We start from the raw sequence: 25,967 nt of genomic DNA on the forward strand, positions 1-25,967 counted from the left end.
ATACCGTCTTCCGCCTGCCCGCCCCCGTTTCCCCTTGGTGAAGAGGGGTGTTAGTTGAGTTCGACCTTGGCCAGGTCCATGCGGCCCTGGGCGTCGACCTCGACGTTCTTCACGGTCTTGGAGTAGGCCGAAGAAGACATGTAGGTGAAGACCGGGATGTACGGAAGGTCCTTGATGATGATGTCATCGGCCTTCTGGTACAGCTTCAGGCCCTCGGCCGGGTCGGTGGCCTTGTCGGCCGCCGCCAGCGTGGACTCGAACTCCTCGTTCACGTAGTGACCGTAGTTGGAGCCGTTCTCGATCGCGACCTTCGAGAAGATCGGACGGAGGTAGTTCTCGGCGGCCGGGTAGTCCATGACCCAGGCCATGCGGAAGGCGCCCTTGTACTTCGAGGCACCCAGGTCGTCCAGCAGGTCACCGAACTTGGTGAACGGCTTGGCGGTGACCTCGATGCCGAGGTTCGCCTTCAGCTGGTTCGCGACGGCCTCGATCCACTCCTTGTGGCCGCCGTCGGCGTTGTAGCCGAGCTCCAGCTTGTTGCCGGGGACGCCGCCCGCCTGGGCCAGGAGTTCCTTGGCCTTGGTCGGGTTGTACGTGCCGGCCTCGCCGAGCGCGCCCTTGCGGTAGCCCGGGATGATCGGGCTGATGAAGTCGTCGGCCGGCTTGCGGGTGCCGTTGAAGATGGTCTTCGTGATGGCCTCCCGGTCGATGGCCATCGAGATCGCCTTGCGGACCTCGGGCTTGCCGAACGCCTCGGGGTTCTGCTCCAGCGGGAGACCGATGTAGCCGACGCCGGACTCGGGCTTGTAGATGTAGCGGTCGCCGAACTCCTGGGAGACGGTGGCCATCGCCGAGATCGGGAGCTTGTCGACGATCTGGATGTTGTCCGAACGCAGGTCGTTGTACGCCGTGTCCAGGTTGTCGTAGATCTTGAACGTGACGCCCTCGAGCTTCGCGCGGCCCTCGGCCGGGTACTTGTCGTAGCGCTTGATCTTGATCTGCTTGTTGTGGTCCCAGGCGCCGTCCATCTGGAACGGACCGTTGCCGATCGGCGCCTCGCCGAACTTCTTCGGGTCCGCCTCGAAGGCCTCGGGCAGCGGGTAGAAGGCGTTGTAGCCCAGCATCGTCTTGAACTGGGAGAAGGGCTCCTTCAGCGTGACGGTGAAGGTCTTCTCGTCAACGAGCTTGAGGCCCTTGAGCTCCTTGGCGGTGGGCTTCTTGTCCTTGCCCGGAGCCAGCTCCTCGGAGCCCTCGATCTTCGTGAAGAACGGCATGCCCTCGGCGGCGTTGTCCTGGTTGGCACCCCAGTTCCACGCGCGGACGAAGGACTTGGCGTCGACCTTCTCACCGTTGTGGAAGGTGAAGCCGTCCTTGACCTTGATCGTCCAGGTCTTCGAGTCCGTGGACTCGATGGACTCCGCCGCCGCGAGCTGCGGCTCGTTGGTCTTGTTGTCGTAGGACACCAGACCGGTGAACAGCGCGTTCAGGACCTCGGCGCCCTCAGACTCGGCGGTGTTCTGACCCACCAGGCCGTGCTGCGGCTCGCCAAGCACCACGGTGATGTTCCCGCCGGCCTTGCTGCCCGCGTCGTCCTTGCCGGTACCACAAGCCGTGGCAGCCATCGCCACGATGACGGCACCCGCGACCCACTTGGCGCTCGTTGCTCCGCGCATGGGTAATTGCCTCCTCAGGAGTCACTGTTGATACGTGAAGGTCCGGCCTCCGCTGACACCCCTGACAGCGAATTCCGGCCCCATCGTGTGTGCTCGTGAGTCGGCGCTCCCCACAGCGCATGACCCATTGACCCGAGCTCAATGGAGCCATCCTCGGGGACACCCAGACCGTAAACCACACTTAAGTGGTCTCGTTTTCACAACATCACCCCAGGCCGAAAACCCGATATCCGGACAAACGGATAGGAGACAGACACGTGCGAAACGGACGGTTAGCTCACCTTCCGGAGTGTCACGGTCGGAATGCGGACACCTGAACGCAATAATCCGCTTGACAGACGCGAACAGCCCCTCGCATCACGGACGTCGTGACGCGAGGGGCTGCTGCGTTCAGCGGGGTTTCGGCCAACCGGTCACCGCACGAGCGGTGACCCGGCCGACCGGGGTGCTACTTGGCGGACTTGGCGCGCGACGCGGTGCGCGAGCGCTCCTTCTGGTCCAGGACGACCTTGCGGATGCGGACGGCCTCCGGGGTCACCTCGACGCACTCGTCGTCACGGCAGAACTCCAGGGCCTGCTCCAGGGAGAGCTTGCGCGGGGGCACCACGTTCTCGGTGTTGTCCGCGGAAGCCGCACGCATGTTGGTGAGCTTCTTCTCCTTGGTGATGTTCACGTCCATGTCGTCGGAGCGCGAGTTCTCGCCGACGATCATGCCCTCGTACACCTCGGTGCCGGGGTCGGTGAACAGGACGCCGCGCTCCTGGAGGTTGATCATCGCGAACGGCGTGACCGAGCCGGCGCGGTCGGCGACCAGGGAACCGTTGTTACGGGTCACCAGCTGGCCGAACCACGGCTCGTGGCCCTCGTGGATGGAGTGGGCGATGCCGGTGCCGCGCGTGCCCGTCAGGAACTCCGTGCGGAAACCGATGAGGCCGCGGGAGGGGACGACGAACTCCATGCGGACCCAGCCGGAACCGTGGTTCGACATGTTGTCCATGCGGCCCTTGCGGACGCCCATGAGCTGCGTGACCGCGCCCATGTGCTCCTCGGGGACGTCGATCGTCATGCGCTCGACCGGCTCGTGCACCTTGCCGTCGATCTCCTGCGTGACCACCTGGGGCTTGCCGATGGTCAGCTCGAAGCCCTCGCGGCGCATCTGCTCGACCAGGATGGCGAGCGCGAGCTCACCTCGGCCCTGGACCTCCCAGGCGTCGGGGCGCTCGGTGTCCAGGACGCGGAGCGAGACGTTGCCGACGAGCTCGCGGTCAAGGCGGTCCTTGACCTGGCGGGCGGTGACCTTGCGGTCCTTGACCGCGGACTTGGCGTCCGCGCCCTTGCCGCTGCCGCCGCGGCCGACCATCGGGGAGGTGTTCGTGCCGATGGTCATGGAGATCGCCGGCTCGTCCACCGAGATCAGCGGAAGCGCGATCGGATTCTCCGGGTCGGCCAGGGTCTCGCCGATCATGATGTCGGGGAAACCGGCGACCGCGCAGATGTCACCCGGGCCCGCCACCTCGGCCGGCTTGCGGGTGAGCGCCTCGGTCATCATCAGCTCGGTGATGCGGACGTTGGAGACGGTGCCGTCACGCTTGATCCACGCGACGGTCTGGCCCTTGCGCAGCTCGCCCTGCTCGACGCGGACCAGGGCGATGCGGCCGAGGAAGTTGTCGGCGTCCAGGTTGGTGACGTGGGCCTGCAGCGGGGCCTCCTCGTCGTACACCGGGGCGGGGACGTGCTCCAGGATGGTGGAGAAGAACGGCTCCAGGCTGTCGCTGTCCGCGGGGACGGTGCCGTCCTCCGGCTTGGTCAGCGAGGCGACGCCGTCACGGCCGCAGGCGTAGACGATCGGGAATTCGATCTGCTCCTCGTCCGCGTCCAGGTCCAGGAACAGGTCGTAGGTCTCGTTGACGACCTCGTCGATCCGGGAGTCCGGGCGGTCGGTCTTGTTGATGCAGAGGATGACCGGCATCTTCGCCTGCAGGGCCTTGCGCAGGACGAAGCGGGTCTGGGGCAGCGGGCCCTCGGAGGCGTCCACCAGCAGGACGACCGCGTCCACCATCGACAGACCGCGCTCGACCTCACCACCGAAGTCGGCGTGGCCGGGGGTGTCGATGATGTTGATCGTGATGGGCGCCCCGCCGTCCTTGGGGTGGTACTTCACCGCCGTGTTCTTGGCGAGGATCGTGATGCCCTTCTCACGCTCCAGGTCGTTCGAGTCCATCATGCGGTCGTCGAGGTGCTGGTGGGCGGCGAAGGCACCGGCCTGCTTGAGCATGGCATCGACGATGGTCGTCTTGCCATGGTCGACGTGGGCGACGATGGCGACGTTACGGATGTCGTGGCGCGTGGGCACTTCGGCGCTTCTCCCGGGATCGTGGATGGCGTCGCGTACGGCCTGGCACGCGCGCCTCGACCGGGCGAAAACCTGCCACGGCCTTACCCCATGGTACGTCGCGCAGCGGGAACCGCCTGCCGGGGGGCTGTCAAGAGGCCGGACGAATGAGCGGGGCCGGATGCGGGGTGGGGTGTTCCGGCCCCCTGTCCAGCCGGTAATCATGCGGGTCAACGGGTATGCACGACCTTGCCCGCCGCAGATCCGGCGGGCAAGGAACTTGAGTCACATCTGAGGTTGTGACCCGCGGGTCAACCCGACAGGCACCCCTTTGTCACCACTTCTTCGCCCGCTCTCCTCATCCGGCCTTCCCGGCGCGCGGCGGGGCTAATTTTTCTTGTCGTCCTTGGCGGAGGCCGGCTTCTTCCATCCGATGTCCTGGAAGCGGGGAGCCCCGAGGCCGAAGGCGCCCGCGTTGACCAGGGACGGCTTGACGGCCACCAGCTCCGGGCGCTGGTAGAGCGGGACGGAGCCGGCGGCGGCCCAGATCCGGGCGTCGGCCTTGCGCATCAGGTCGCGGGCCTCCCCCTCGTCCAGTTCGCCGAGGGCCTGGTCGAAGAGCTGGTCGATGTGGTCGGTGCCGACCCGCGTGTAGTTCTGCTCGACGAGCAGCGAGCCGTCCGCGGCCGGCTCCGGCTTGGCGAAGATCGGCCGGGCGTCGGTGGCCGGGTAGGCGGTGGCGGGCCAGGAGTAGAGCGCGAGGTCGTACTGGCCCGAGGCGACGTGGTCCTTGAAGAAGCTGTCGTCGGCCACCTTGGTGATCTCGGTGTTCACACCGATCTTCCGGAGCATCTGGGCGATCCGCTCGCCGACCGTGCGCAGGGACTCCGACCCCGGTCCGGCGGGCAGGACGAAGCGCAGGCTGAGCGCCTTGCCGTCCTTGGCCAGGGTCGCGCCGGAGGTGCGCGTCGCCTGCTTGGCCGGGGGCGTGGAGGCCTTGCCGGGCTCGGCCGCCTCCCCCTCGCGGGCCGGGCTGTGCTTGTCGTCGTCGACGCTTCCCGCGGCGGCGGACTGGGCGAGGAGTGAGAGCTCCTGCTGGGCCGCGAACGGCGCGGGGGCCAGCACCGGGGAGCGGCGGTCCCGGTCGGCGCCCGGGGTGAAGGCTCCCCCGGCTGCCGCCGGGGGTGCCCCCCGGTCGGCGTTCTCGCCGTCGGGGCCCTGGGCTTGGTCCTCGGCGAGCACGCCGTCGCCGGCGTGGTCGGCGGGGCGGCCCTCGCCGTGTGCGGCGCCGTGGTCGCCGTTGCGCTCGTCGTCCTGGCCCACGATGTACAGACCGTCGTTGCCGGTGCCGGGGCCCGACGGGGTCTTCCCGTCGTCCTGCTTGGTGCTCTCGGCACCCGCCTTCGCGCCCGGCGGCTCGGTGATCTTGCCGTCCCGGCGCCAGCCCGCGTCCGCGAGGAGGGCCTGGGCCGCCTGGGTGTCCTGGCCGCCGAGGGCCTCGCTGTTGTCGGCGTACGCCTGCTGCCCGGCCAGGGCCAGGTGGCTGCCGACGGGCTTGGCGGGCAGCCCCAGCGGCTTCAGCACGAGCTCGGCGAGCTCCTTGCGGTCCAGCGCCCGGGCCACCGCCCGGCGCACCCGTTCGTCGGCCAGCGGGCCGGTGGCGCCGTTCATCGCGAGCTGCGTGTAGGCGGGTTCCAGGGACTTGCGGACGGTGAAGCCGCGCAGGGCCGTCTGCTCGTCGGCGTACCGCTTGACGGACTCGGCGTGCTTCTGGCGCGCCTCCTGCTCCTCGGCGGCCTTGCCCTCGTCGGCGCCGAAGGCGGCCGCCCACGAGAGGGTGGCCTGCGCGGCGGTCATCGAGGCGGCGGGACCGTGGGCCGGGGCCCCGCCCGCGCCGGCGCCCTTGGCGCCGGCGTCCCGCTGGGCCAGCGCGATCCGCTCGGCTCCCGCGCGGTCGATCTCGGCCATGTCCAGCTTCCCGGCGGCGAGCGCGGCCGGCCGGTCGGCGCGCGGCACCGCCGTCAGGACCAGGCTGTCGAGCTTGGCCGGCCGCCCCCACCAGCGCGGATTTCGGTTAAGGGCGGCGGTGCCCGTCTTCTTGTCGATGGCGCCGAGGCCGAAGGGGCCGGCGGTGACCTTGAGTGCGCCCCGGGCTCCCTCGTTGAAGGCGTCCGGCGTGCCGGTGACCTGCTTGGGGTACAGCGGGCTGAAGAGGGAGCGCCAGTCGGCGTACGGCTTGGCGAAGGTGACCTTGACCTCCAGGTCCGTCTTGCCCCGCTCGATCTTCTCGATGCGCTCGTAGCCGGCGTTGCGGGCCGTCCAGTAGCCCGAGTCCTTGCCGTTCAGGGCCCGCCACTGGGCGACGAAGTCGGCGGCGCCGATCTCCCGGCCGTCGCTCCACACCGCCTGCTGGTTCAGTTTGTACAGGACGACCTGCTTGGGCTCCCGTTCGACGACCGAGGCCTTCTCCAGGTAGTCGGGATTGGCCACCGGCCGGCCCTTGGCATCGAGCACGTACAGCTGCGGCAGCACGGCGGCCGCGATCCGGCTGGTGGTGGCGTCGGCGTCGGCCTGGAAGGTGTTCAGGGTCTCCGGGAGGGAGTCGACCGCCCACCGCAGCACACCCCCGTCCGCGACCTTGTCCCGGGCGGTCGTCGCGATGTCCGGTCCGGCCGCGACCGGACCGCCCTCGTCCTCACCCGCGCCGCAGCCCGTGAGCAGCGGCAGTGCGAGGACTCCCGAGGTCAGGAGCGCCACTGACCTGCGCCTTCTCTGGGACATGGGTGGTACCTCCGGGGCGGGGCGTGGGGGGAAGCATGATCACGTTCGGCGGTATATGGAGCTGATCACACCGGTTGCCGGGACCCACTGAAATCGACCGCTCCCCGCGCCCCCCGCAGCCGCCTCGCGCCACGCCGCGAACCCCACCCGTGCGGACCAATCCGGCTTGTGCGCAGCCCGCCGCCCGGGCGGGACGGGAGGACGGCGGGTGCCCGCCGGGGGCGCACGGTTCACGCCTGCGCGCCCGCAATCGACGCACGTCCCTTCACAACGGGGGACAGGAGGCGCGACACTCGCAGGCGCACATGAGCGTTGCCACCGCACCCCGCGGAAGTGAGGGCAAGTCATGTCCCTGCAAGACGACCTGCATGCCGTACGGCGCCACCTGGACGAGCTGACCCGCAAGGTCGAGCGGCTCGAACAGCAGGCCGGGCGGCAGAAGCCGGCGGCCGGGCGGGTTACCGCCGCACCGCCCGACCCGTCCCGGATGGTGACGGTCCCGGACACCCCGTACGACAGCTCGCTGTGGACGGACTCCGACGACGAGGGCCTGGGCGCGCGCGACCGCCGCGCCCCCTGAGCTCCACGTCTCCCGAACCCCACGAGCCCCACCGGCCCCACCAGCCCCACCAGCCCCACCGGCCCCACCGGCCCCACCGGCCCCACGAGCCTCACGCGCCCGTCGGCCACAGGCCCGTAGACCGACGGGCCCGCCGGTCCACGGGCCGCCGGTCCACGGGCCTGCCGGCATCGTCCGGCCACCCCGTCCCCCATCTGGCCCGGCCGCCTGCGGCGGGGCCTCCTGGGCCACCCTTCATCACTCCACCCGGAGTCCCCTTTGGCCACAGGCACACGACCTCCTCAGCAGCGGCCCGGCGGTGTCCACGGCGCCTCCCGGGCCGCGATCGCCGCCCGCCACCTGCGCACCGACCGGTGGTGGCTGGCCCCCGCCGGCACCGCGGCCGGGCTGCTCGCCTTCATCGCCTACTCGACGTGGCGCGCCTTCGCGAACGCCGACTACTACGCGGCCCCCTACGTCTCCCCGTTCTACTCCCCGTGCCTCGCGGAGAACTGCCGGGAGATGCGCGGCGGCCCCAACTGGGACCTCTTCGGCAGTTGGTGGGGCCTGTCGCCGGCCCTGCTGATCCTGGTCTTCCCGCTCGGTTTCCGCCTGACCTGCTACTACTACCGCAAGGCCTACTACCGGGGTTTCTGGGCCTCCCCGCCCGCCTGCGCGGTCGCCGAACCGCACGCGGCGTACACGGGCGAGACCCGCTTCCCGCTGGTCTTGCAGAACATGCACCGGTACTTCTTCTACGCGGCGCTGCCGGTGGCGGGCATCCTCACCTACGACACCGTGCTGACCTTCCGCGACACGCACTACGCCTGGGGCCACATGGGCCTGGGCACCGTGCTGTTCCTCGTCAACATCGCCCTGATCTGGGCCTACACGCTGTCCTGCCACTCCTGCCGCCACATCATCGGCGGCCGGCTCAGGCACTTCTCGAAGCATCCGGTGCGCTACCGCCTGTGGGGCTGGGTCAGCCGGCTCAACTCCCGCCACATGCAGCTGGCGTGGGCCTCCCTGCTCAGCGTCGCGCTCTGCGACTTCTACGTGTACCTGGTGGCCAGCGGCGCCTTCACCGACCCGAGGATCTTCTGAGATGGCTCAAGTGGAACGGCAGCAGTGGGACGTGGTGGTCGTCGGCGCGGGCGGCGCCGGGCTGCGGGCCGCGATCGAGGCGCGCGAGCGCGGCGCCCGGACGGCCGTGATCTGCAAGTCCCTCTTCGGCAAGGCCCACACCGTGATGGCGGAGGGCGGGATAGCCGCCTCCCTGGGCAACGTCAACCAGGGCGACAACTGGAAGGTGCACTTCCGCGACACCATGCGCGGCGGCAAGTTCCTGGGCCAGTGGCGGATGGCCGAGCTGCACGCGAAGGAGGCACCGGACCGGGTCTGGGAGCTGGAGACCTGGGGCGCCCTTTTCGACCGCACCCCCGACGGCAGGATCTCCCAGCGCAACTTCGGCGGCCACGAGTACCCGCGCCTCGCGCACGTCGGGGACCGCACGGGGCTGGAGCTGATCCGCACCCTCCAGCAGAAGATCGTCCAGCTCCAGCAGGAGGACTTCCGGGAGTGCGGGGACCACGAGGCGCGCCTGAAGGTCTTCCAGGAGTGCACCGTCACCCGGGTCCTCAAGACCGGGCCCGCCGGCAGCTCCGCCGCGGACTCCCGGGTCTGCGGGACCTTCTGCTACGCACGCGAGTCGGGCCGCTTCTTCGTCCTGGAGGCCCCCGCGGTGGTCCTGGCCACGGGCGGGATCGGCAAGTCCTTCAAGACCACCTCCAATTCGTGGGAGTACACGGGCGACGGCCACGCACTGGCCCTGCTCGCGGGCGCACCCCTGCTGAACATGGAGTTCGTGCAGTTCCATCCGACCGGCATGGTCTGGCCGCCCTCGGTGAAGGGGATCCTCGTCACCGAGTCGGTGCGCGGCGACGGCGGGGTGCTGCGCAACAGCGAGGGCCGGCGGTTCATGTTCGACTACGTCCCCGACGTGTTCAAGGAGAAGTACGCCGAGTCGCAGGAGGAGGGCGACCGCTGGTACGAGGACCCGGACCACAACCGGCGCCCGCCGGAGCTGCTGCCCCGCGACGAGGTGGCCCGGGCCATCAACTCCGAGGTGAAGGCGGGCCGCGGCTCTCCGCACGGCGGGGTCTTCCTGGACGTGTCCACGCGGATGCCGGCCGAGCGGATCAGGCGGCGGCTGCCCTCGATGTACCACCAGTTCAAAGAGCTGGCCGACGTGGACATCACGGCGGAGCCGATGGAGGTCGGGCCGACCTGCCACTACGTGATGGGCGGGATCGCGGTCGACTCCGAGACGGCCGCCGCGGTCGGCGTGCCGGGGCTCTTCGCCGCGGGCGAGGTCGCCGGCGGCATGCACGGCTCGAACCGGCTCGGCGGCAACTCCCTCTCCGACCTGCTGGTCTTCGGGCGGCGGGCCGGTCTGTACGCGGCGCAGTACGCGTCCGCCTCCCCCGCCGGGCGCCCCGCGCTCGCCGAGGCGCAGATCGACGAGGCGGCCGCGGAGGCGCTGGCCCCCTTCCACGCCGCCGAGGGCGCGGAGAACCCGTACACCCTCCACCAGGAACTCCAGACGACGATGAACGACCTGGTCGGCATCATCCGGCGGGCCGGCGAGATGGCCGAGGCGCTGGAGCGGCTGGCGGACCTGCGCGTGCGGGCCTCCCGGGCCGGGGTCGAGGGGCACCGGCAGTTCAACCCGGGCTGGCACCTGGCCCTGGACCTGCGCAACATGCTGCTGGTGAGCGAGTGTGTGGCCCGGGCGGCACTGGAACGCACCGAGAGCCGGGGCGGGCACACCCGTGAGGACTGCCCCGCGATGGAGCGGAGCTGGCGTCCGGTGAACCTGCTGTGCGTCCCCGTCGAGCACGGCCCGGCCCCGGTGGATCCGGCGGCCGACCGGATCAGGCTGGTCCGGACCCGTACCGATCCCATCCGCCCGGACCTGCTCGCACTGTTCGAGAAGGAAGAGCTGGTCAAGTACCTCGCCGAAGAGGAGCTCCACGAGTGACCACCTACGACGCGCGCTTTCGGATCTGGCGGGGCGATGCCGGGGGCGGATCGCTCACGGACTTCACCGTCGAGGTGCACGACGGCGAGGTGGTCCTGGACATCGTGCACCGGCTCCAGGCCACCCAGGCCCCGGACCTCGCGGTGCGGTGGAACTGCAAGGCCGGCAAGTGCGGCTCGTGCAGCGCGGAGGTCAACGGCCGGCCGCGCCTGATGTGCATGACGCGGATGTCGGTCTTCGACCGGGAGGAGACGATCACGGTGACCCCGCTGCGGGCGTTCCCCGTGGTCCGGGACCTGGTCACGGACGTCTCCTTCAACTACGCCAAGGCGCGGGAGGTCCCCGCCTTCGTGCCGCCGGAGGGGGTGGCGCCGGGCGCGTACCGGATGCAGCAGGTGGACGTGGAGCGCTCGCAGGAGTTCCGCAAGTGCATCGAGTGCTTCCTGTGCCAGGACACCTGTCACGTGGTGCGCGACCACGAGGAGAACAAGGCGTCCTTCGCCGGTCCGCGCTTCCTGATGCGGGTGGCGGAGCTGGACATGCACCCTCTGGACGCGGCGGCGCAGGCGGGTCTGGACCGCAAGCGCTCCGCGCAGGAGGAGCACGGGCTGGGTCTGTGCAACATCACCAAGTGCTGTACGGAGGTCTGCCCCGAGGGCATCAAGATCACCGACAACGCCCTGATCCCGTTGAAGGAGCGGGCGGTGGACCGCAAGTACGACCCGCTGGTCTGGCTGGGGAACCGGATCGGGCGCCGCTCCGGCCCCGCGTGACACCGCCTCCCGGGCCCCCGGCGACCGCCGTGCCGTGGGCCCGGGAGGCGCGGGCCGCTCTGGTCGCCGCCGCGCCGCTTTCGCTCGGCGGCCTGGAGGCGGCCGGGGCGCCGCCGGCCGCGGCGGGGGGCGGGTCCGGCCGCGGCGGGTCCGGCCGCGGCGGGGCCGCAAGCGGCCGGGGCCGGTCAGCCGTACATGTTCAGCAGCTGCTCCGCGGACAGCTCCGCGACGGCCTCGGCGGCAGCCCCCGGCAGCGGCAGTTCGAACCAGACGGTCTTGCCCCGGTGGGTGCGCCGGGTGCCCCAGCCCGCCGACAGCAGGCCCACCAGTTGCAGGCCGCGGCCGCCCTCGTCCGTGTCGCGGGCCCGCCGGCGCCGCGGCTGCACCAGGTTCGCGTCCCACACCTCGCAGACCAGCGTCCGGTCCAGCAGCAGGCGCAGCCGGATCTCACCCTCCCCGTAGCGCAGGGCATTGGTGACCAGTTCGCTGACCAGCAGTTCGGTGGTGTCCAGCAGTCCCTCCAGGCCCCAGGCGGGCAGCTTGGCCCGCGCCAGCTCCCGCGCCCGCCCCACCGAGCGGGCCTCGCGGGGCAGTTGCCAGTCCCCGACCGCGTCCTGGGGCAGGCCCTGCACGCGCGCCATCAGCAGGGCGATGTCGTCCTCCCCGTGCCGGGTGTCCAGCGTGTTCAGCACGTGGTCGCAGACGTCCTCCAGCGGCCGCACCGGATCGGTCAGGGCCTCCCGCAGCCCGCGCAGCCCCTCTTCCAGCGGGTGGTCCCGCGATTCGACCAGTCCGTCGGTGTACAGCGCGAGCAGCGCGCCCTCCGGCAGATCCACCTCGACCTCCTCGAAGGGCTCCCCGCCCACTCCCAGCGGCATCCCCGGCGGCACCTCCAGCAGCAGCGCGGGCCTCGGCGCCCCGCCCTCGCCCGGCGGCTCCACCAGTACGGGCGGCATGTGGCCCGCGTTGGCGATCGTGCAGCGGCGCGTCACCGGGTCGTAGACGGCGTACACGCAGGTGGCCAGGTACACCTCCGAGCGGTCCGCGTCCCTGGAGTGCAGGGCCGCCCGTGAGGCCTGCTGGGATCCGCCGGGCGCCCCGAGGCCCCGGGCGATCTCGTCGAGCGCGGTCAGCACCTCGGCGGGTTCGAGGTCCAGCAGCGCCAGGGTCCGTACGGCGGTGCGCAGTTCGCCCATGGCGACGGCGGCCCGCAGCCCCCGCCCCATCACGTCCCCGACGACCAGCGCCGTGCGGTGGCCGGGCAGCTCGATGACGTCGAACCAGTCGCCGCCGACCTCGGTGGCCGCGTTCCCCGGCAGGTAGCGGCAGGCGATGTCCAGGCCGGCCGCCTCCGGATCGCCGGGCGGCAGCAGGCTGCGCTGCAGTATCAGGGCCCGCTCGTGCTCGCGGCGGTAGAGCCGCGCGTTGTCGATGCAGACGGCCGCCCGCGCGGCCAGCTCGACCGCGACCGCCCGGTCCCGTTCGCCGAAGGGTTCGCTGCCCTTCGTACGGGAGAACTGCGCGAGGCCGACCACCGTGTCGTGGGCGACCAGCGGCACGACCAGGGTCGACTGGACCAGGTCGTCGGGCCCTCCGCCCTCGATCAGCCGCGGTCGCGCCGTCCGCAGCGCGAGCGCCCCCGGCGAGGCCGCCGGGTAGCGGTGGATCTGCCCCACGGAGACCGGTACGCCCGGCCCCGAGAGCGGGGCGTCCGACACGGCCGAGGCGAAGGCGACCCTGCGCAGCTGCGCGGACGGCGCCCGTCCGGCCCCCTGCCCGGGCAGCGAGGGCACCCCGGGGCCCTGCGGCCGGGCGGGCCGGTCGTCGTCACCGAGCAGCAGCCCCTGGTAGAGGTCGACGGAGGCCAGGTCGCAGAAGCCGGGGACGGTGACGTCGAGGAGTTCGCGGGCGGTGGTCTCCAGGTCGAGGGAGTTCCCGATGCGGTGTCCGGCCTCGTTCAGCAGCGCGAGGTTGCGCCGGACCCCGGCGGCCTCGCGCGCGGCGAGGTGACGGCGGGTGACGTCGGTGCCGATGCCGGCGACGCCGACGGGGCGTCCGGTTCCGCCGTGCACGCGGTAGAGGTTGATGGACCAGTGGCGGTCCTCCCGGCTGCCGGGGGCGGCCCCGGTGATCCGCAGGTCGGTGACCGAGTCCCCGGTGTCCAGCACCCGGCGCAGGGCCTCGGCCATCCGGTCGGCCTCGTGGGCCGGCAGGTAGTCGTGGACGGTCCGGCCCCGGTGCTCCTCGGCGGCGCCGCCGAAGACCGTGGCGAAGCGCCGGTTGGCCCGCTGCACGGTGAGGTCCGTACCGAAGAGCAGGAAACCGAAGGGCGATTGGCCGAATATGGCCTGCGAGGCCGCCAGATCGGATTCGATCCGGCGCAGCGCGCGGACGTCGACGACGACGCACAGCGCGGCCCGCTGGGCGGTCGCGGTCTGGGTGGGCATCACATAGATCTCGGCCACACCGTGCGCCCCGCCCCCGCCGGGGATCCGGAAGGGGATCAGGCCCGTCCATTCCTTGCCGTCGAGGATTTCGGCGACCCGGCGGTGGGCGTCGGCGCGCAGCTCGGCCGGCATGAAGGCGTCGACCGGGTCGCGCCCCACGGCCTGCGCGGCCGTCAGACCGAACAGGTCTTCGGCGCGCAGGCTCCATTGGTCGATGAGGCCGTCGGGCCCGATCGAGAAGGATGCGACCTTTATGTAGTCATATATCGAGCCAGGCAGACTGCTGTGCCACAGGGAGTCGTGCCATGCCTCCCGGGGCACACCGGTCTGATGTGCCTGCGCAGGTATCTCGCTCACGCGACCGTCCCCTCCAGCTCACCGCAACCGGACCGGTCATGGACCGAAGTATTCAGCACCACGGCTCCCGACGGCACGGCGTTCACGATCACAAAAAGGTCCCGTTAGTTTCGGCCATGCCGTGTGGTCTGCCCCCGGACTTCCTCAAGGGGGTGTCCCCGGGCCACCCTTCACCTTGTTACTCACCAGGAAGAGCCAACTCGAACCACACAGTCTTGCCCGACTTCCCGTGGCGGGTTCCCCAGCGCTGCGAGGAGACGGCCACCAGGTGCAGTCCGCGGCCGCCTTCGTCGTCCGTCCGGGCGACGCGTTCCCGGGGCGGATCCGGAAGCGGATCGGAAACTTCCACGAGCAGGGCGGCCCCGCCCGCCGTGCCGTCGGCGGCTTGATCGCGCCGTACCAGGCGGACGCCGATGGGGCCGGAGGCGTAGCGCAGGGAATTGGTGACGAGCTCGCTGACCAGCAGGACGGTCACGTCGCCGACGGCTTCCAGGCCCCAGTCGTGGAGCGTCCCGCGCACGGCGTGCCGGGCGGTGCGGACGGCGCCGGGCTCCGCAGGGAAGGCCCACTGGACGCACTCACCGTCTGGGTCGAACACGCCGATCACTTCCCGGGCCAGCTGCGGACCCCGTCCGGTTCGCCTGCGAGAAAGAAGGACGAGATAGGGATCAATAGCGACATACCCGATATTTGGGGCGTCGTACCACTGACTTCCGCACCTGCGGCGCACTGGGGCGCAGACGGCCTAGAGCGCGAGCGTCACGCGCCCCCGGCGCCGCCGCCCGGACTGCGAGCGGACCTGTGGCCGGCCGTCAGCCTGCGGCCGGCTTCGGCGACCGCGGGCCGGTCCTGGTCCAGCCAGTCGACGGAATCCAGCTCGCCGGGCGTCAGCCAGCGCAGCTCGTCGTGGTCCTCCAGCGGCGCCGGCTCGCCGGAGACCAGGCGCGCGGTCCACACGTGCAGGACCAGGCCGGGCTTCAGCGGCCACTCCCCAGGGATCCGCTCCAGCGGCTCGGCCTCGATGCCCAGCTCCTCGCGCAGCTCGCGCACCAGCGCCTCGGGGACGGACTCGCCCGGCTCGGCCTTGCCGCCCGGCAGCTCCCAGCGGCCGGCCAGCTCGGGGGGCGCACTGCGGCGGGCGGCCAGCAGGCGGCCCTCATGACAAAGGGCTCCGCCCACGACCACGCGTTCCGTCATGGGGCGGAGCCTATGCCAGCGCCGCGACAGCCGCGGCGCGCTCAGTTCATCGTGGCGGTCTGACCGATCCGCTCGACCCAGTAGAGCTGCTTGTGCACGCCGTCGTCGAGGCTGTCGACGACCTTCTGGGCTTCGGCCCGGGTGGGGTAGCGGCCCACCCGGTAGCGGTTGCCGTTGTCGTCCTGACGTATGACCAGCCACGGGAGCAGGGCACCGCTGTCGTTCATCGCGTTTCACCCTCCGCCGACGTACCTGCCCGGGAAACCGCATTGCGCATATGCCCGAGCTTACGCCCGACCTTTACGGAGCGGATACGGTTTTTCACGAACAGGTACCTCGCGGGCGTAGGCATCCGGCCATGCGTACGAGTGCGCCGTGTGCGCCGGCTCGGACCCGGCGCGCGAAGGGCGTCGGGAGGAGCACCGCCCCGCCTCTCGCGCCGCCGCTTGTTGATCACGAGGGCGGCGGCGACCACGGCGATCCAGGCCTGCGGGGCGGGGCCGCCGCGTGACGGCCCGTCACCCCCGGCGCACTGCCTGCCGCCTTACGCCGCCCCACCGGAGCTCAACGGGCGGCCCACGCCCCCTGCCCGCTCTGCGGTACGCCCACACGGCCGGGGCCCGGACGCCGGGGCTCTCCCGCGGGACCGATCACCTCACCGGCAGGTGGTAGGCCAGGCGGTAGCGGTCCGCCGGAACCACCACATCGGCCGTTTCCACCGCGCGGCCGGAGGCGAAGTAGGTGCGGCCGATGACCAGCACCACGTGCCCCGGGACCCCGCCGAGGAGGACGAGCTCCTCGGCCAGCCCGGGCCGGGCGCCGACCTCCTCGACCACGTTGTCCACGACGACGTCGATCGCGGCCATCCGGTCCACCACGCCGGAGCCGCCCAGCGGGCCCTCCTCCGGCAGCATCACCGGGGTCCGGCCGGTCACGGCGAGCGGCTCCCAGGAGGTCGACAGCATCATCGCCTCCCCCGCGTCGCGGAAGACGTAGCGCGTCCGCATCACCCGCTCGCCCGGTTCGATGCCGAGCCGTCCGGCGATCTCCGCGGACGCGGGCCGCTGCTCGCTGTTCGACTCCCACGTGCCGCGCGCGCCCGATTCCGCCTGTTCCTGCCGGAACGGCGTCGAAGTGCCGCCCGTGCGGTAGCCGGAGCGGGCGACCCGGCGGGGCACCGGCTGCTCGCGCACGTACGTACCGGAACCGGACCGGCCCTCGACCAGCCCCTCCGCCATGAGGACCTTGCGCGCCTCCAGTGCCACGGTGTCGGACACCCCGTACTCCTCGCGGATGCGGGCCTGCGAGGGGAGCCGGGCGTGCGGGGGCAGAGAACCGTCCACGATCTTCCGTCGCAGGTCCCCGGCCACGCGCAGATAGGCCGGCTGCTCACCGAAAGTCACTGGCCACTCCCATCAGGTTGACAGACAGCTACAGCCTGGCAACCGGCGGTTGTACGCCGCAAGCGAAGGCCAGAGTTTCACCCGAAGTGATGAAACCTGGTCACACAAACCCGTTACCGCGCGTTACCCCGGGGGCGTCACGCGGCCTGGGACGAGGGGCCTCGCCCGGCACCGTTCCCGGGGCCGCCGCCCGGGCCGTTCCCGGGCCCGTTCCCGGGGCCCCCGGGGGACTCCTCCAGCCACTGCGGCACCTCCGTCGCCAGCCCGTAGGCGCCCCTCAGCGCCTTCTCCGTCTCCACGGACAGCGCGCCCAGGGCGCCGTCCCACTCCCGGTCGAACTCCGCCGCCGTCCTCGCCCGCGAGCTGCGCTGCCACGCCGCGCGGGCCGCCTCGATCTCCCGGAGCCGCGCCCGGACGGCCTGCTCCATCCCCGGCCGGGCCCTGTGGCCTTCCAGCACCTTCGCCTCGTCGCCCAGTGCCGAGTCCACCTCGCGGGCCCACGCCCGGTGCTCGGCCAGTGCCTCGTCGAGGTCCCCCTCGGGCGGCCGGCCGATGGCGAACTCCACGGCGTTCGCGGCCTCCAGGAAGGCGGACTGCTCGGGCCCCAGCATGTCCCTGTCCTGCCGCAGGCTGCCCCGCCGCTCCTGGTCCGTCGTGCCGATCACGCACAGCAGCCGCCGGTCCCCCAGCCGCCAGGACCGGCGCGAGGGCGCGAAGTAGTACATCCGCGCGTCCGCGGGCAGCGCCCACGTGTCCATGGCGTAGCCGTCCTGGGCCTTCCAGCACGCCTCCTCGGCGGCACGGACCGCCCCGGCCGAACCGGGCTCGTCCGCCTGCTCCAGCAGCTGCGAGGCGGTGACCTCGCCGTCGTGCACCCGCGCGCAGTCGATCGCGTACGTACGGGGCCGGTCGGCCAGCAGGTCCCCCCGCGGGACGTTGAAGCAGTCGCCCTGCCGCAGGTCGTCCAGGTCGGTGAGGTCCCCCTCGGCGGACCCGCCCAGGGCGCCGAGCCGCTCGCGCACCGAGCCGGCGAACTGGCCGGCGGTGACGGCCAGGACGGCGGTCGTCACCAGCGACACGACCAGGCCCACGACGGCGAGCGCCCGGCCCCGCTGGCGGCGCCTGCCCGCCTGTACGAGTGCCACGGCCGCGAAGACGACGCCCAGGGGCGGCAGACACAGCAGCCCGACCAGGAGCGAGGCGAGCGCGAAGCCGTTGAGCGGCGCCGGGGAATGCGGCCCGTCACCGGGCGGCGGCCCCCATCCCGGCTGCGGCGCCGGCGGGGGCCAGGAGGGGCCCGGTCCGGGCGGAGGGGGCGGCAAAATGCTCACGGGGTGAGGTGCTCCATCACAGGGGGCGCGAACGAATGCGCGAATAGTACGCAGCGGGGGCGACCGTCCGCCGGTCGCCCCCGCCCGTTCCGCGCGGCCCGGTGGCCGTGCCCGGTGGCGGTCCGTCAGAACTGCAGCGCCCAGGAGTCGATCTTGCCGGTGTCGGCGTTCGCGTTGTCGTTCACCCGCAGCTTCCAGACCCCGTTCGCGACCTCGGAGGAGGCGTTGACGGTGAAGGTCCGGATGATGTTGTCCGCGCTGCCGCCGGTGCGGTCGGACAGGGTGTAGACGCTGCCGTCGGGGGCGACCAGGTCGACCTTCAGCTCACCGGAGTAGGTGTGCTTGATGTCGACCGGCACGCTGAGCGCGGCCGGGGCGCTGCCGGAAACGCCGCTGACGGTGATCGGCGATTCGACGGTCGCATTGTCGTTGACCGCGTAGTCCGCGGTGTTCTCGAAGCGCGGTCCGGGCGGGACGGTGCCGCCCGCGCCGACGTGGAGCAGCCGGTTCGGGGAGCCCGCGCCCGGGCTGGTCACGACGTTCGGCGTCGAGGCGCTCACCAGGCCCGCGGCGACCTGCGCCGGGGTGCTGGAGGGGTTCTGCGAGAGGTAGAGGGCGCCCGCGCCCACGACGTGCGGCGTGGCCGTGGAGGTGCCGGAGATGGTGTTGGTGGCGGTGTCGCCGGTGCCCCACGAGGAGGTGATGGAGGAGCCCGGAGCGAAGACGTCCAGGACGGAGCCGTAGTTGGAGTAACCGGCCCTGGCGTCCGTGTTGGTGGTGGCGCCGACCGTGATGGCCTCGGTGACGCGCGCCGGGGACTTGGTCGAGGCGTCGGTGGACTCGTTGCCCGCGGCGACGCCGTAGGTGATGCCGGCGGCTATCGAGTTGCGCACGGCGGTGTCGAGCGCGGAGTCCGCGCCGCCGCCGAGCGACATGTTGGCCACGGCGGCCTTGACCGCGTTGCGGGTCACCCAGTCGATGCCCGCGACGACCTGGGCGGTCGTGCCGGAACCGTTGTTGTCCAGGACGCGGACGCCGACGATCCATCATCGACACCGGCGTGCGCATCACCCACCAGGACCTCGCCGGCCACGCCTCCTACGGCTACGACGCCATCGACAACGACAACACCGCCCAGGACGGCCACGGCCACGGCACCCACGCCGCCGGCACCGTCGCGGGCAGCTCGTACGGCGTGGCGAAGAAGGCCCGGCTGGGTGGCGTCGACGGTGAAGACGCGGTTCTGCACGACCGACGTGACGGCCGGGTCGGCCGCCAGCTTCCTGGCCTGCGCCATGTACATGACAAAGATTTCGGCCCAACGGGCTGCCGCCTCCGAAAGGTTGGCCCATCCCCGGCTCGTCCCACAAGAGGACAACGGACGCGTAACATCCGTGCCATACAGCGGCCATGATCGAGCAAAGGCGTTCCGCACATGACGCATGCACTCCCCGGATACGTCTGCCCCGAGGACGGCACGCGCGCGGACGTCCGCACCGCCCCGTGGTGCTGCCCGCTCTGCGGCGGCCCGTGGGACCTCGACTTCGCGCCCGATCCGGCCATCGCGCTGGATCCGGCCGCCGGACCGAATTCGCTGTGGCGGTACGCACCGGCCCTGCCGCTGCCGGGTGCGTTCTCCGTCTCCCTGGCGGAGGGGCACACTCCGCTGGTCCCGCTGGCGGAACGCCTCCACGCCAAGCTCGACTTCCTGATGCCGACCCTCTCCTTCAAGGACCGGGGCGCGGTGATGCTGGCGGAGCTGGCCCGGCGGCTGGCTCCGGAGCGGGTCGTAGCGGACAGCAGCGGCAACGCGGGGACGGCGGTGGCCGCGTACTGCGCCCGGGCCGGGCTGAGTTGTGAAGTCTTCGTGCCCGGGGGCACCTCCGAGAAGAAGACCGACCAGATGCGGGCGCACGGTGCGGTCGTACGGGTCGTCCCCGGCGGCCGCGAGGCCGCGGCGTCGGCGGCCCGGGAGGCCGCCGACGGGCCGGGGGTCTTCTACGCGAGCCACGTCTTCAACCCGTACTTCCTCCACGGCACCAAGACGTACGTGTACGAGGTGTGGGAGGAGCTGGGCGGCCGGCTGCCGGAGGCACTGGTCGTCCCGGTGGGCAACGGCACCCTGCTGCTGGGGGCCGCACTGGCCGTGGAGGAGCTGGCCGGGCGCGGTGTCCGGCCGCCGGCGCTGATCGCCGTCCAGGCGGAGGCGGTGGCCCCGCTGGCGCGGGCGTTCGCGGCGGGCGCGCAGGACGCCGATCCGGTGGAGCAGCGGCCCACCCTGGCGGAGGGCATCGCGATCCCGGCGCCGCCACGCGCCCGGCAGGTCCTGGCCGCGGTCCGCAAGTCCGGTGGGACCTTCCTCACCGTCCCGGACGCCCGCCTGCGCGAGGCCCAGCGGGACCTGGCCCGGCGCGGACTGTTCGTGGAACCGACGGCGGCGGCCTGCTGGGCGGCGGTCGGCCCCCTCGCCCCGGACGACCCCTTGCAGGGCCGCACGGCAGTCCTCCCCCTCTGCGGCGCCGGCGCCAAAACGGGCCTGGCCCCGTAACAGGCCGGACCGGAATCCCGGCCGACACGGCCCCCGGGGCCCCCAGGCCCCCGGTGGACCGGGCCCCCGGCCGACGCGCCGAGGGCCCAGCCCCGCGGTTCGAGGCCCTCCGGCGTCGCGCCGAGAACCACGCGGCCCCGGAACCGCGCCGGACCGGAACCACGGCTGGGCGGCCGTTCCGTCAGACCGGCCCCAGGACCCCCGTGGCCCGGAACCACCGCACCGGCCCGGCCCGGTGGCCACCTCCCCGGAACGCCGCCTGCCGACCCCCGGGGGCCCCGCCGGACCGGAACCCTCGCCGTCGCGCCGAGGACCAGCCCCGGCGTCGCGCCGAGGAGCAAGCCGGACCGGCACCACGGCCGACGCGGCCCCGGGACCCCGGTGGACCGGAACCACCGCACCGGCCCGGCCCGCCTGCCCGCCGCCCCCGGGGCCCCCGCCGGGCAGGCGGCCGCGGGGGGGAGTTCGAGTCTCGGGCTCCGGGGCGCAGCCCGGGCCACGGGGCCATCGGAGCCCCGCGCCCCCGCGCCCGGCCGCCGAACCGCGTCCCGCGCCCACGCACAGGTCGGAAACTCGCGCGCCCGTGACCCGGTCCTCTGCTGGACTGACCCCATGACCAACGCCCCCAGCGCCGAAGCACGCGCCCAAGCCCGCGCCGCCGCCCTCGTCTTCGCCCGGCTCCACACCTCCGCCGCCCCCCTCGCCCTGGCCAACGCCTGGGACGTCGCCAGCGCCCGCATCGTCGAGGCCGCCGGCGCTCCCGCCGTCGCCACCACCAGCGCCGGAGTCGCCTGGTCCCTCGGATCACCCGACGGCGACGCCCTGGCCCGCGACCGCGCCCTCGATCTGGTGGCGCGCGTGGCCGGCGCCGTCTCCGTCCCCGTCACCGCCGACATCGAGAGCGGCTTCGGCGCCGACCCCGCCGCCGTCGCGGAGACCGTCGCCGGGGTCCTGGCCGCCGGCGCGGTCGGCATCAACATCGAGGACGGCACCCGCGCCCCCGCCGAGCACGCGGAGCGCGTGGCCGCCGCCCGCTCCGCGGCCGAGGCCGCCGGGATCCCGCTGTTCGTCAACGCCCGCATCGACACCTACCTGTTCGGCCTCGGCGACCCGGCCACCCGCCTCGACGAGACCCTCGCCCGCGCCGCCGGCTACCTCCGGGCGGGAGCCACCGGCATCTTCGTGCCCGGCGTCACCGATCCGGCCACCATTGCCGAGCTGGCCCGGGGCATCGACGCCCCGCTCAACATCCTCGTCGGCCCCGGCGCCCCCTCCGTCGCCGAACTCGGCGCCCTCGGCGTCTCGCGCGTCAGCCTCGGCTCCTGGGTCGCGGGAGCCGCGTACGCCGTGGTGCGCCGCGCCACCGAGGAGCTGGTCGCCGACGGCACCTACGGTCCGCTCGCGGACTCTCTCCCGTACGGGGAACTGAACGGCCTGCTCAAGGGCTGACGAACCCGGCAGCACCGGGCGGCCCGCACGGGCAGGCGGCCCGCACGGCCGGGCGGGCCGGCAGCCGAACGGGCCGCCTGCCTGTCCGGCCCGCGCGGCCGGGCCGTCCCGGGCCCTCGCGCTCAGCCCAGGGCCGCCCGCTCGTACAGCGCCTTCGCGTGCTCGTCGAACAGCGCGGCGGTGGAGTCCACGTCCGTGTTCCCTCCGCTCAGCACACCGATGAGCTGCCCCGGGCGGTCCGACCCGCCCCGGTCGGCGATCCAGGGACTGCCGCTGGTGCCCGTCCAGAAGCCGGCGCAGCTGATGTAGAGCATGTCGGGGTCGTCGTCGGCGTGGCGGGTCTGCGTCGTGCAGGAGACGGGCTTGTTGTGCGGGTTGTGCTCGGACTCCGGGTAGCCGATGACGGTCACCTCCCGCTCGTAGCCGGAGGTCCAGTCCGGCGCGGGCGCCTCGGCACGGCCGCCGACGGCTTCCTGGAGGCTGCGCCCGTCGGCGTCCGGCTCGATGCTGAGGAAGGCGAAGTCGGCGGTCTCCTCGCCCCACTTCGTCCAGCGGTCGTCCACGTGGATCGAGCGGACCTTCCACCTGCCCAGCGGCTGGGTGCCGGCGCCCTCGCCGGAGAAGGCGGGGGCGAAGGCGAGCTCGCCGATGGCCAGGCCGTCGTGGGCGACCTCGCCGGGCCTGCCCCCCTCGCCGGCCGGGGCCACGCAGTGCGCGGCGGTGGCGACGACATTGCCCTTCGGGCTGTCGACGACGCTCGCCGTGCACCAGTGCTCCCCGTTGGCCATGAGGACGCCGACGGTGGGGAAGGGGTGCACCTGCCGGTCACCTGGCGCCTCCATGAACGCGACGGCGAACACCACGGCGATCCCCGCCGCGGCGGCCGCGGACGCCCCCTTCGCCACCGCGCTCATCGCACGGCGGGGTCGGGTGTCGGTGCCAGCATCACCTTGCTGATCCACGCCAGGGAACCCTCCCTCATGCCGCGTACGTACGACTTTCCGTTGTGCTCACCATCCTGGATCACCTGCAGCCAGGTGTGCACGGGACCCTTCCCGTACTGCGCCATGAACCGCTCGGCCTTGTCCCGGCCGCTCTCCTTGGTGCCGATCTGGAAGTTGATGTAGACGTCCGGGCCCCCCGCCTCGATGAGCTTCTGCGCAAGCTTCTCGGGGTTGTTCGCGTCCATGGCCTGCGTGTTTCCCTTCCACAGGGGCGAATCGGGGACGATGTCGACGCCGCTCGCGATGGCCGCCTTGAAGCGGTCGGGGTACTTCAGGAGGTGCTTGAAGGCGCCGAATCCGCCGGCCGAGGAGCCCATGAAGGCCCACCCGTCGCGCGAGGTGAAGGTCCGGAAATTGGCCTTGGTGAAATCCGGGATGTCCTCGGCCATCCAGGTGCCCATCTTGGGCTCTCCGGGGATGTCCGAGGCGTCGAAGTGGTGCTTGGTGTCGGCGTTGTGCACCGGCATCACGAGGATGAAGGGCAGGCTCGTACCGGCCTTCGCCCCGTCGCTCACGGCCTTCTGGAGGCCGAGGCCGGGGCCCGTGCCCCAGTAGTTCGTGGGGTACCCGCGGCCGCCGGGCAGGGAGATCAGGACCGGGAAGGCGCTCTTGGCGTACTTCGGGTCGTCGTACTCCCTGGGCACCCACACCCACACGTCACCGGTGAAGCCGGACTTCGCGCCGGTGAGCGTCGTACGGGCGATCTGCGTGCCGTCCGGCAGCCTGCTGGTGCGGACGAACTCGGCCTTCGGGCCGGTCGGCATCCGTACGCCCGGTCGGACGTCGGTGGCCGTGGCGGCCTTCTCGTGGGCCTGGACCTTCCCGAAGGAGACCGGATCCCCTATGTCCGAGAAGAGCCCGTACGCGTACGCCGCCGCGCCGCCCCCGGCGGCCAGGGTGAGCGCGAGCCCACCGCCGATCAGCTGCAGGCGCAGGCGTTCGGGGCGACGGCCGCCCGTGGTCGTGGGGCTGCCGTCGCCTTGCTGGTCATGCTGCACGGAATTGTCCCGTTCCCTCTCCGGCGCTCACTGCGGGAGCGCGGGCCGGACCGATCGGTCCCCCTTACACCCTTTACAGAGGTATGAACGACGGGATGGGTTGCCTGGGACGGGCAGCCGTCAGCCGGTGGTGTCGGGCCGCGGAGCCTTGAGCACCTTGCTGATCCACTCCAGGGAGCCTTCCTTCATGCCCCGGACGTAGTGCCAGCCGTTGTGCTCGCCGTTCTGTATGTCGCGGATCGTCGTCTTGACCGGGCCCTTGCCGAACTGCTGCTGGAACTTCGTCATCCGCTCCTTCCCGGTCTCCTTGGTGCCGATCTGGAAGTTGATGTAGACCTCGGGCCCCTTGGCGTCGATCAGCTTCGCGGCGAGCTTCTCCGGGTTGTTCGCGTCCATCTCCGCCTGGTGGCCCTTCCAGAGCGGGGAGTCGGGGACGATCTCGCCGCCGCTGGCGATCACGGCCTTGAAGCGGTCCGGGTACTGCAGGACCGTCTTCATGCCGACGAAGGCGCCCGAGGAGGAGCCCATGAAGGCCCAGCCGTCGCGGGACTTGTAGGTACGGAAGTTGGCGCGGGCGAAGTCCGGGACGTCCTCGGCGATCCAGGTGCCCATCCTGGGCTGGCCGGGTATGTCGGCGCCGTCGTAGTAGTACCTGTTGTCCGGGTTGAGCACCGGCATGATCACGACGAAGGGGAGGCTGGTGCCGGCCTGGACCCCTTCGCTGATGGCCTTCTGCAGGCCGAGGCTGCGGTCGGACCAGTAGTTGGCCGGGAAGCCGTTGCCGCCGGGCAGCGCGATGAGCACCGGGAAGCCGCTCTTGGCGTACCTCGGGTCGTCGTATTCCTTGGGCGCCCACACCCACACGTCACCCTCGAAGCCGGACTTCGCGCCGGCCAGGCGGGTCTTGGCTATGACCGTGCCGTCGTCCAGCCTGGTGGTCTGCTTGAAGCCGGACCGGGGGCCCGTCGGCATCAGCACGTCCGGGTCGCCGGAGGGCTTGGCCGCCGGGGACCGGCTGGGGCCCTTGTCCTCGGCGACGGGCGACGGGGCGGCCTTGCCGAAGCTCACGGCCTCGCCGTCGCCGGAGAACCAGTCGAGCTTCCAGGCGGCGAACCCGCCACCGCCGAGCAGGAGCGCGAGGGCGAGCACCGCGCCGATCCCCGCACGGCGGCGGGAGCGCGGGGCGGACGGGACGGGCAGGGCGGGCGGGGCGGGCGGGGTCTCCTCGTAGAACTGCTGGTCATCAGGCCGCGGGCGCTGCGGGTACTGGTGCACGGACTTCGCTCCGAACGGTCTGGACTGACTGCCCCCGAGGGCAGAACGGCTGGGGCATCCCCTAGTGCTGATGTGCGAATGCTCCCGCACAGTTCCAAATCCGAGCAAAAACATGACGGGGATCTCAACCGGACGGAGCGGTCTTCCCAGGCGGGAGGGCTCGGGCGGAGGGGAGCCGGCTGCTCGGGCGGACGGGGCCGGCCTCTCGGCGGTCCCAGGCGGGGGCCGGTCCCTCAGACGGACGGGGCGGGCGCGGCCCCGGTCTCAGCGCCGGCCGTCGAGGACCTCGGCGCAGCGGCCCAGCAGCCGGATGAGCTGGTCCCGTTCCTCACCCGTGAAGGCCGCGGCCAGTGCCCGCTCCACCCGCACCGCGCCGGAGTCGGCCAGCTCCAGCGCCGTACGCCCCTCGTCCGTGAGCCGGGTCTCCAGCACGTTGCGGTGCCACTCGTGCGGGGTCCGCTCGATGAGGCCGCGCTCCTGGAGGTTCTTCAGCACGGTGTTCATGGTCGGCGGGGTCACCCCGCACAGCCGGGCGAGCGCGGCGGCGGAGATGCCGGGCTTCTCGGCCAGCCAGAGCAGCGCGGCGTACTGCGGGACCGTCACTCCGGCCGGCTTGCACGCGCCGTTCTTGGCCGCGAGAAGTGCCTGCTCGGCGCGTTTGAGGTGAGAGCCAATGCGCTCCTCGGGGGCCATGGAGGTCATGACCGCATCCTACGACCCTTGCATGCATTAGAGCTCTAACATAGATTCGCCCTCACCTACTCAGTAGAGGACACCTAATGATGCGCGCAACGATCCCT

The 25,967-nt window shown here is 72.0% G+C and carries 19 protein-coding genes and 2 pseudogenes; 7 read left to right on the forward strand and 14 right to left on the reverse strand.

Annotated elements, in window-relative coordinates:
• Positions 1-50: 50 nt before the first annotated feature.
• The 3 genes from AMK16_RS10145 to AMK16_RS10155 form a co-directional block, all read right to left on the reverse strand.
• Positions 51-1,673 (reverse strand): peptide ABC transporter substrate-binding protein, encoded by a 1,623-nt coding sequence (locus AMK16_RS10145; RefSeq protein WP_073912102.1) that lies wholly within the window; start codon positions 1,671-1,673, stop codon positions 51-53.
• Between the two features lie 448 nt (positions 1,674-2,121).
• Positions 2,122-4,026 carry a translational GTPase TypA gene (gene typA, locus AMK16_RS10150; RefSeq protein WP_073912105.1) on the reverse strand — a complete coding sequence of 635 codons (1,905 nt, stop codon included), beginning with the start codon at positions 4,024-4,026 and terminating at the stop codon, positions 2,122-2,124.
• Positions 4,027-4,392: 366 nt separating this feature from the next.
• On the reverse strand, positions 4,393-6,786 hold the full coding sequence (locus AMK16_RS10155; protein WP_073912108.1) for an ABC transporter family substrate-binding protein: 2,394 nt from the start codon (positions 6,784-6,786) through the stop codon (positions 4,393-4,395).
• Positions 6,787-7,132: 346 nt separating this feature from the next.
• Between AMK16_RS10155 and AMK16_RS10160 the strand changes: the two genes are divergently transcribed.
• The 4 genes from AMK16_RS10160 (at position 7,133) to AMK16_RS10175 (ending at position 11,158) form a co-directional block, all read left to right on the forward strand.
• A complete protein-coding gene (locus AMK16_RS10160) occupies positions 7,133-7,366 on the forward strand; it encodes a hypothetical protein (RefSeq protein WP_073912111.1) in 234 nt (77 codons plus the stop codon).
• 258 nt (positions 7,367-7,624) lie between these two features.
• Entirely contained in the window at positions 7,625-8,449 is an 825-nt protein-coding gene (locus AMK16_RS10165; protein ID WP_073912114.1) for a hypothetical protein, read from the forward strand.
• Between the two features lies 1 nt (position 8,450).
• Positions 8,451-10,385 carry a fumarate reductase/succinate dehydrogenase flavoprotein subunit gene (locus tag AMK16_RS10170; protein WP_073912118.1) on the forward strand — a complete coding sequence of 645 codons (1,935 nt, stop codon included), beginning with the start codon at positions 8,451-8,453 and terminating at the stop codon, positions 10,383-10,385.
• Positions 10,382-11,158 (forward strand): succinate dehydrogenase/fumarate reductase iron-sulfur subunit, encoded by a 777-nt coding sequence (locus tag AMK16_RS10175; RefSeq protein WP_073912122.1) that lies wholly within the window; start codon positions 10,382-10,384, stop codon positions 11,156-11,158. Before AMK16_RS10170 ends, AMK16_RS10175 begins: the two co-directional genes overlap by 4 nt.
• Before the next feature lie 185 nt (positions 11,159-11,343).
• Here the strand turns inward: AMK16_RS10175 and AMK16_RS10180 are convergent, their stop codons facing one another.
• The 7 genes and pseudogenes from AMK16_RS10180 to AMK16_RS10210 form a co-directional block, all read right to left on the reverse strand.
• A complete protein-coding gene (locus tag AMK16_RS10180; RefSeq protein ID WP_443333549.1) occupies positions 11,344-13,962 on the reverse strand; it encodes a SpoIIE family protein phosphatase in 2,619 nt (872 codons plus the stop codon).
• Between the two features lie 178 nt (positions 13,963-14,140).
• Positions 14,141-14,569 (reverse strand): ATP-binding protein, encoded by a 429-nt coding sequence (locus tag AMK16_RS10185; RefSeq protein WP_073912129.1) that lies wholly within the window; start codon positions 14,567-14,569, stop codon positions 14,141-14,143.
• Positions 14,570-14,721: 152 nt separating this feature from the next.
• Positions 14,722-15,159, reverse strand: coding sequence for a (deoxy)nucleoside triphosphate pyrophosphohydrolase (locus tag AMK16_RS10190; protein WP_073912132.1), 438 nt, complete (start codon positions 15,157-15,159; stop codon positions 14,722-14,724).
• A gap of 41 nt (positions 15,160-15,200) precedes the next feature.
• Complete coding sequence (locus AMK16_RS10195; protein WP_073912136.1) at positions 15,201-15,386, reverse strand: hypothetical protein; 186 nt, start codon at positions 15,384-15,386, stop codon at positions 15,201-15,203.
• A 423-nt stretch (positions 15,387-15,809) separates the two neighbouring features.
• Positions 15,810-16,562, reverse strand: coding sequence for a GntR family transcriptional regulator (locus AMK16_RS10200; protein WP_073912140.1), 753 nt, complete (start codon positions 16,560-16,562; stop codon positions 15,810-15,812).
• A gap of 137 nt (positions 16,563-16,699) precedes the next feature.
• Positions 16,700-17,893 (reverse strand): DUF4190 domain-containing protein, encoded by a 1,194-nt coding sequence (locus AMK16_RS10205; protein ID WP_079191431.1) that lies wholly within the window; start codon positions 17,891-17,893, stop codon positions 16,700-16,702.
• 125 nt (positions 17,894-18,018) lie between these two features.
• Positions 18,019-18,936: pseudogene (locus AMK16_RS10210) on the reverse strand (S8 family serine peptidase); the annotation flags it as partial.
• Here AMK16_RS10210 and AMK16_RS36605 point away from each other — a divergent pair.
• From AMK16_RS36605 to AMK16_RS10220, 3 genes and pseudogenes are all read left to right on the forward strand, one after another.
• A pseudogene (locus AMK16_RS36605) lies at positions 18,933-19,118 on the forward strand (S8 family serine peptidase); the annotation flags it as partial. The pseudogenes AMK16_RS10210 and AMK16_RS36605 overlap by 4 nt on opposite strands.
• A 210-nt stretch (positions 19,119-19,328) precedes the next feature.
• A complete protein-coding gene (locus AMK16_RS10215) occupies positions 19,329-20,441 on the forward strand; it encodes a pyridoxal-phosphate dependent enzyme (protein WP_073912147.1) in 1,113 nt (370 codons plus the stop codon).
• A 612-nt stretch (positions 20,442-21,053) separates the two neighbouring features.
• Positions 21,054-21,890 (forward strand): isocitrate lyase/PEP mutase family protein, encoded by an 837-nt coding sequence (locus AMK16_RS10220; protein ID WP_073912151.1) that lies wholly within the window; start codon positions 21,054-21,056, stop codon positions 21,888-21,890.
• A 122-nt stretch (positions 21,891-22,012) separates the two neighbouring features.
• Here the strand turns inward: AMK16_RS10220 and AMK16_RS10225 are convergent, their stop codons facing one another.
• From AMK16_RS10225 to AMK16_RS10240, 4 genes are all read right to left on the reverse strand, one after another.
• Complete coding sequence (locus AMK16_RS10225) at positions 22,013-22,804, reverse strand: trypsin-like serine peptidase (protein WP_073912154.1); 792 nt, start codon at positions 22,802-22,804, stop codon at positions 22,013-22,015.
• Positions 22,801-23,892, reverse strand: a complete 1,092-nt coding sequence (locus tag AMK16_RS10230) for an alpha/beta hydrolase (protein WP_073912158.1) — start codon at positions 23,890-23,892, stop codon at positions 22,801-22,803. Before AMK16_RS10230 ends, AMK16_RS10225 begins: the two co-directional genes overlap by 4 nt.
• Before the next feature lie 120 nt (positions 23,893-24,012).
• Entirely contained in the window at positions 24,013-25,167 is a 1,155-nt protein-coding gene (locus AMK16_RS10235; RefSeq protein WP_073912161.1) for an alpha/beta hydrolase, read from the reverse strand.
• A gap of 264 nt (positions 25,168-25,431) precedes the next feature.
• Positions 25,432-25,869 carry a MarR family winged helix-turn-helix transcriptional regulator gene (locus tag AMK16_RS10240; protein WP_199885400.1) on the reverse strand — a complete coding sequence of 146 codons (438 nt, stop codon included), beginning with the start codon at positions 25,867-25,869 and terminating at the stop codon, positions 25,432-25,434.
• Positions 25,870-25,967: the final 98 nt, after the last annotated feature.

It is taken from the genome of Streptomyces sp. CB00455 (assembly GCF_001905445.1).
Taxonomy (GTDB): Bacteria; Actinomycetota; Actinomycetes; order Streptomycetales; family Streptomycetaceae; genus Streptomyces.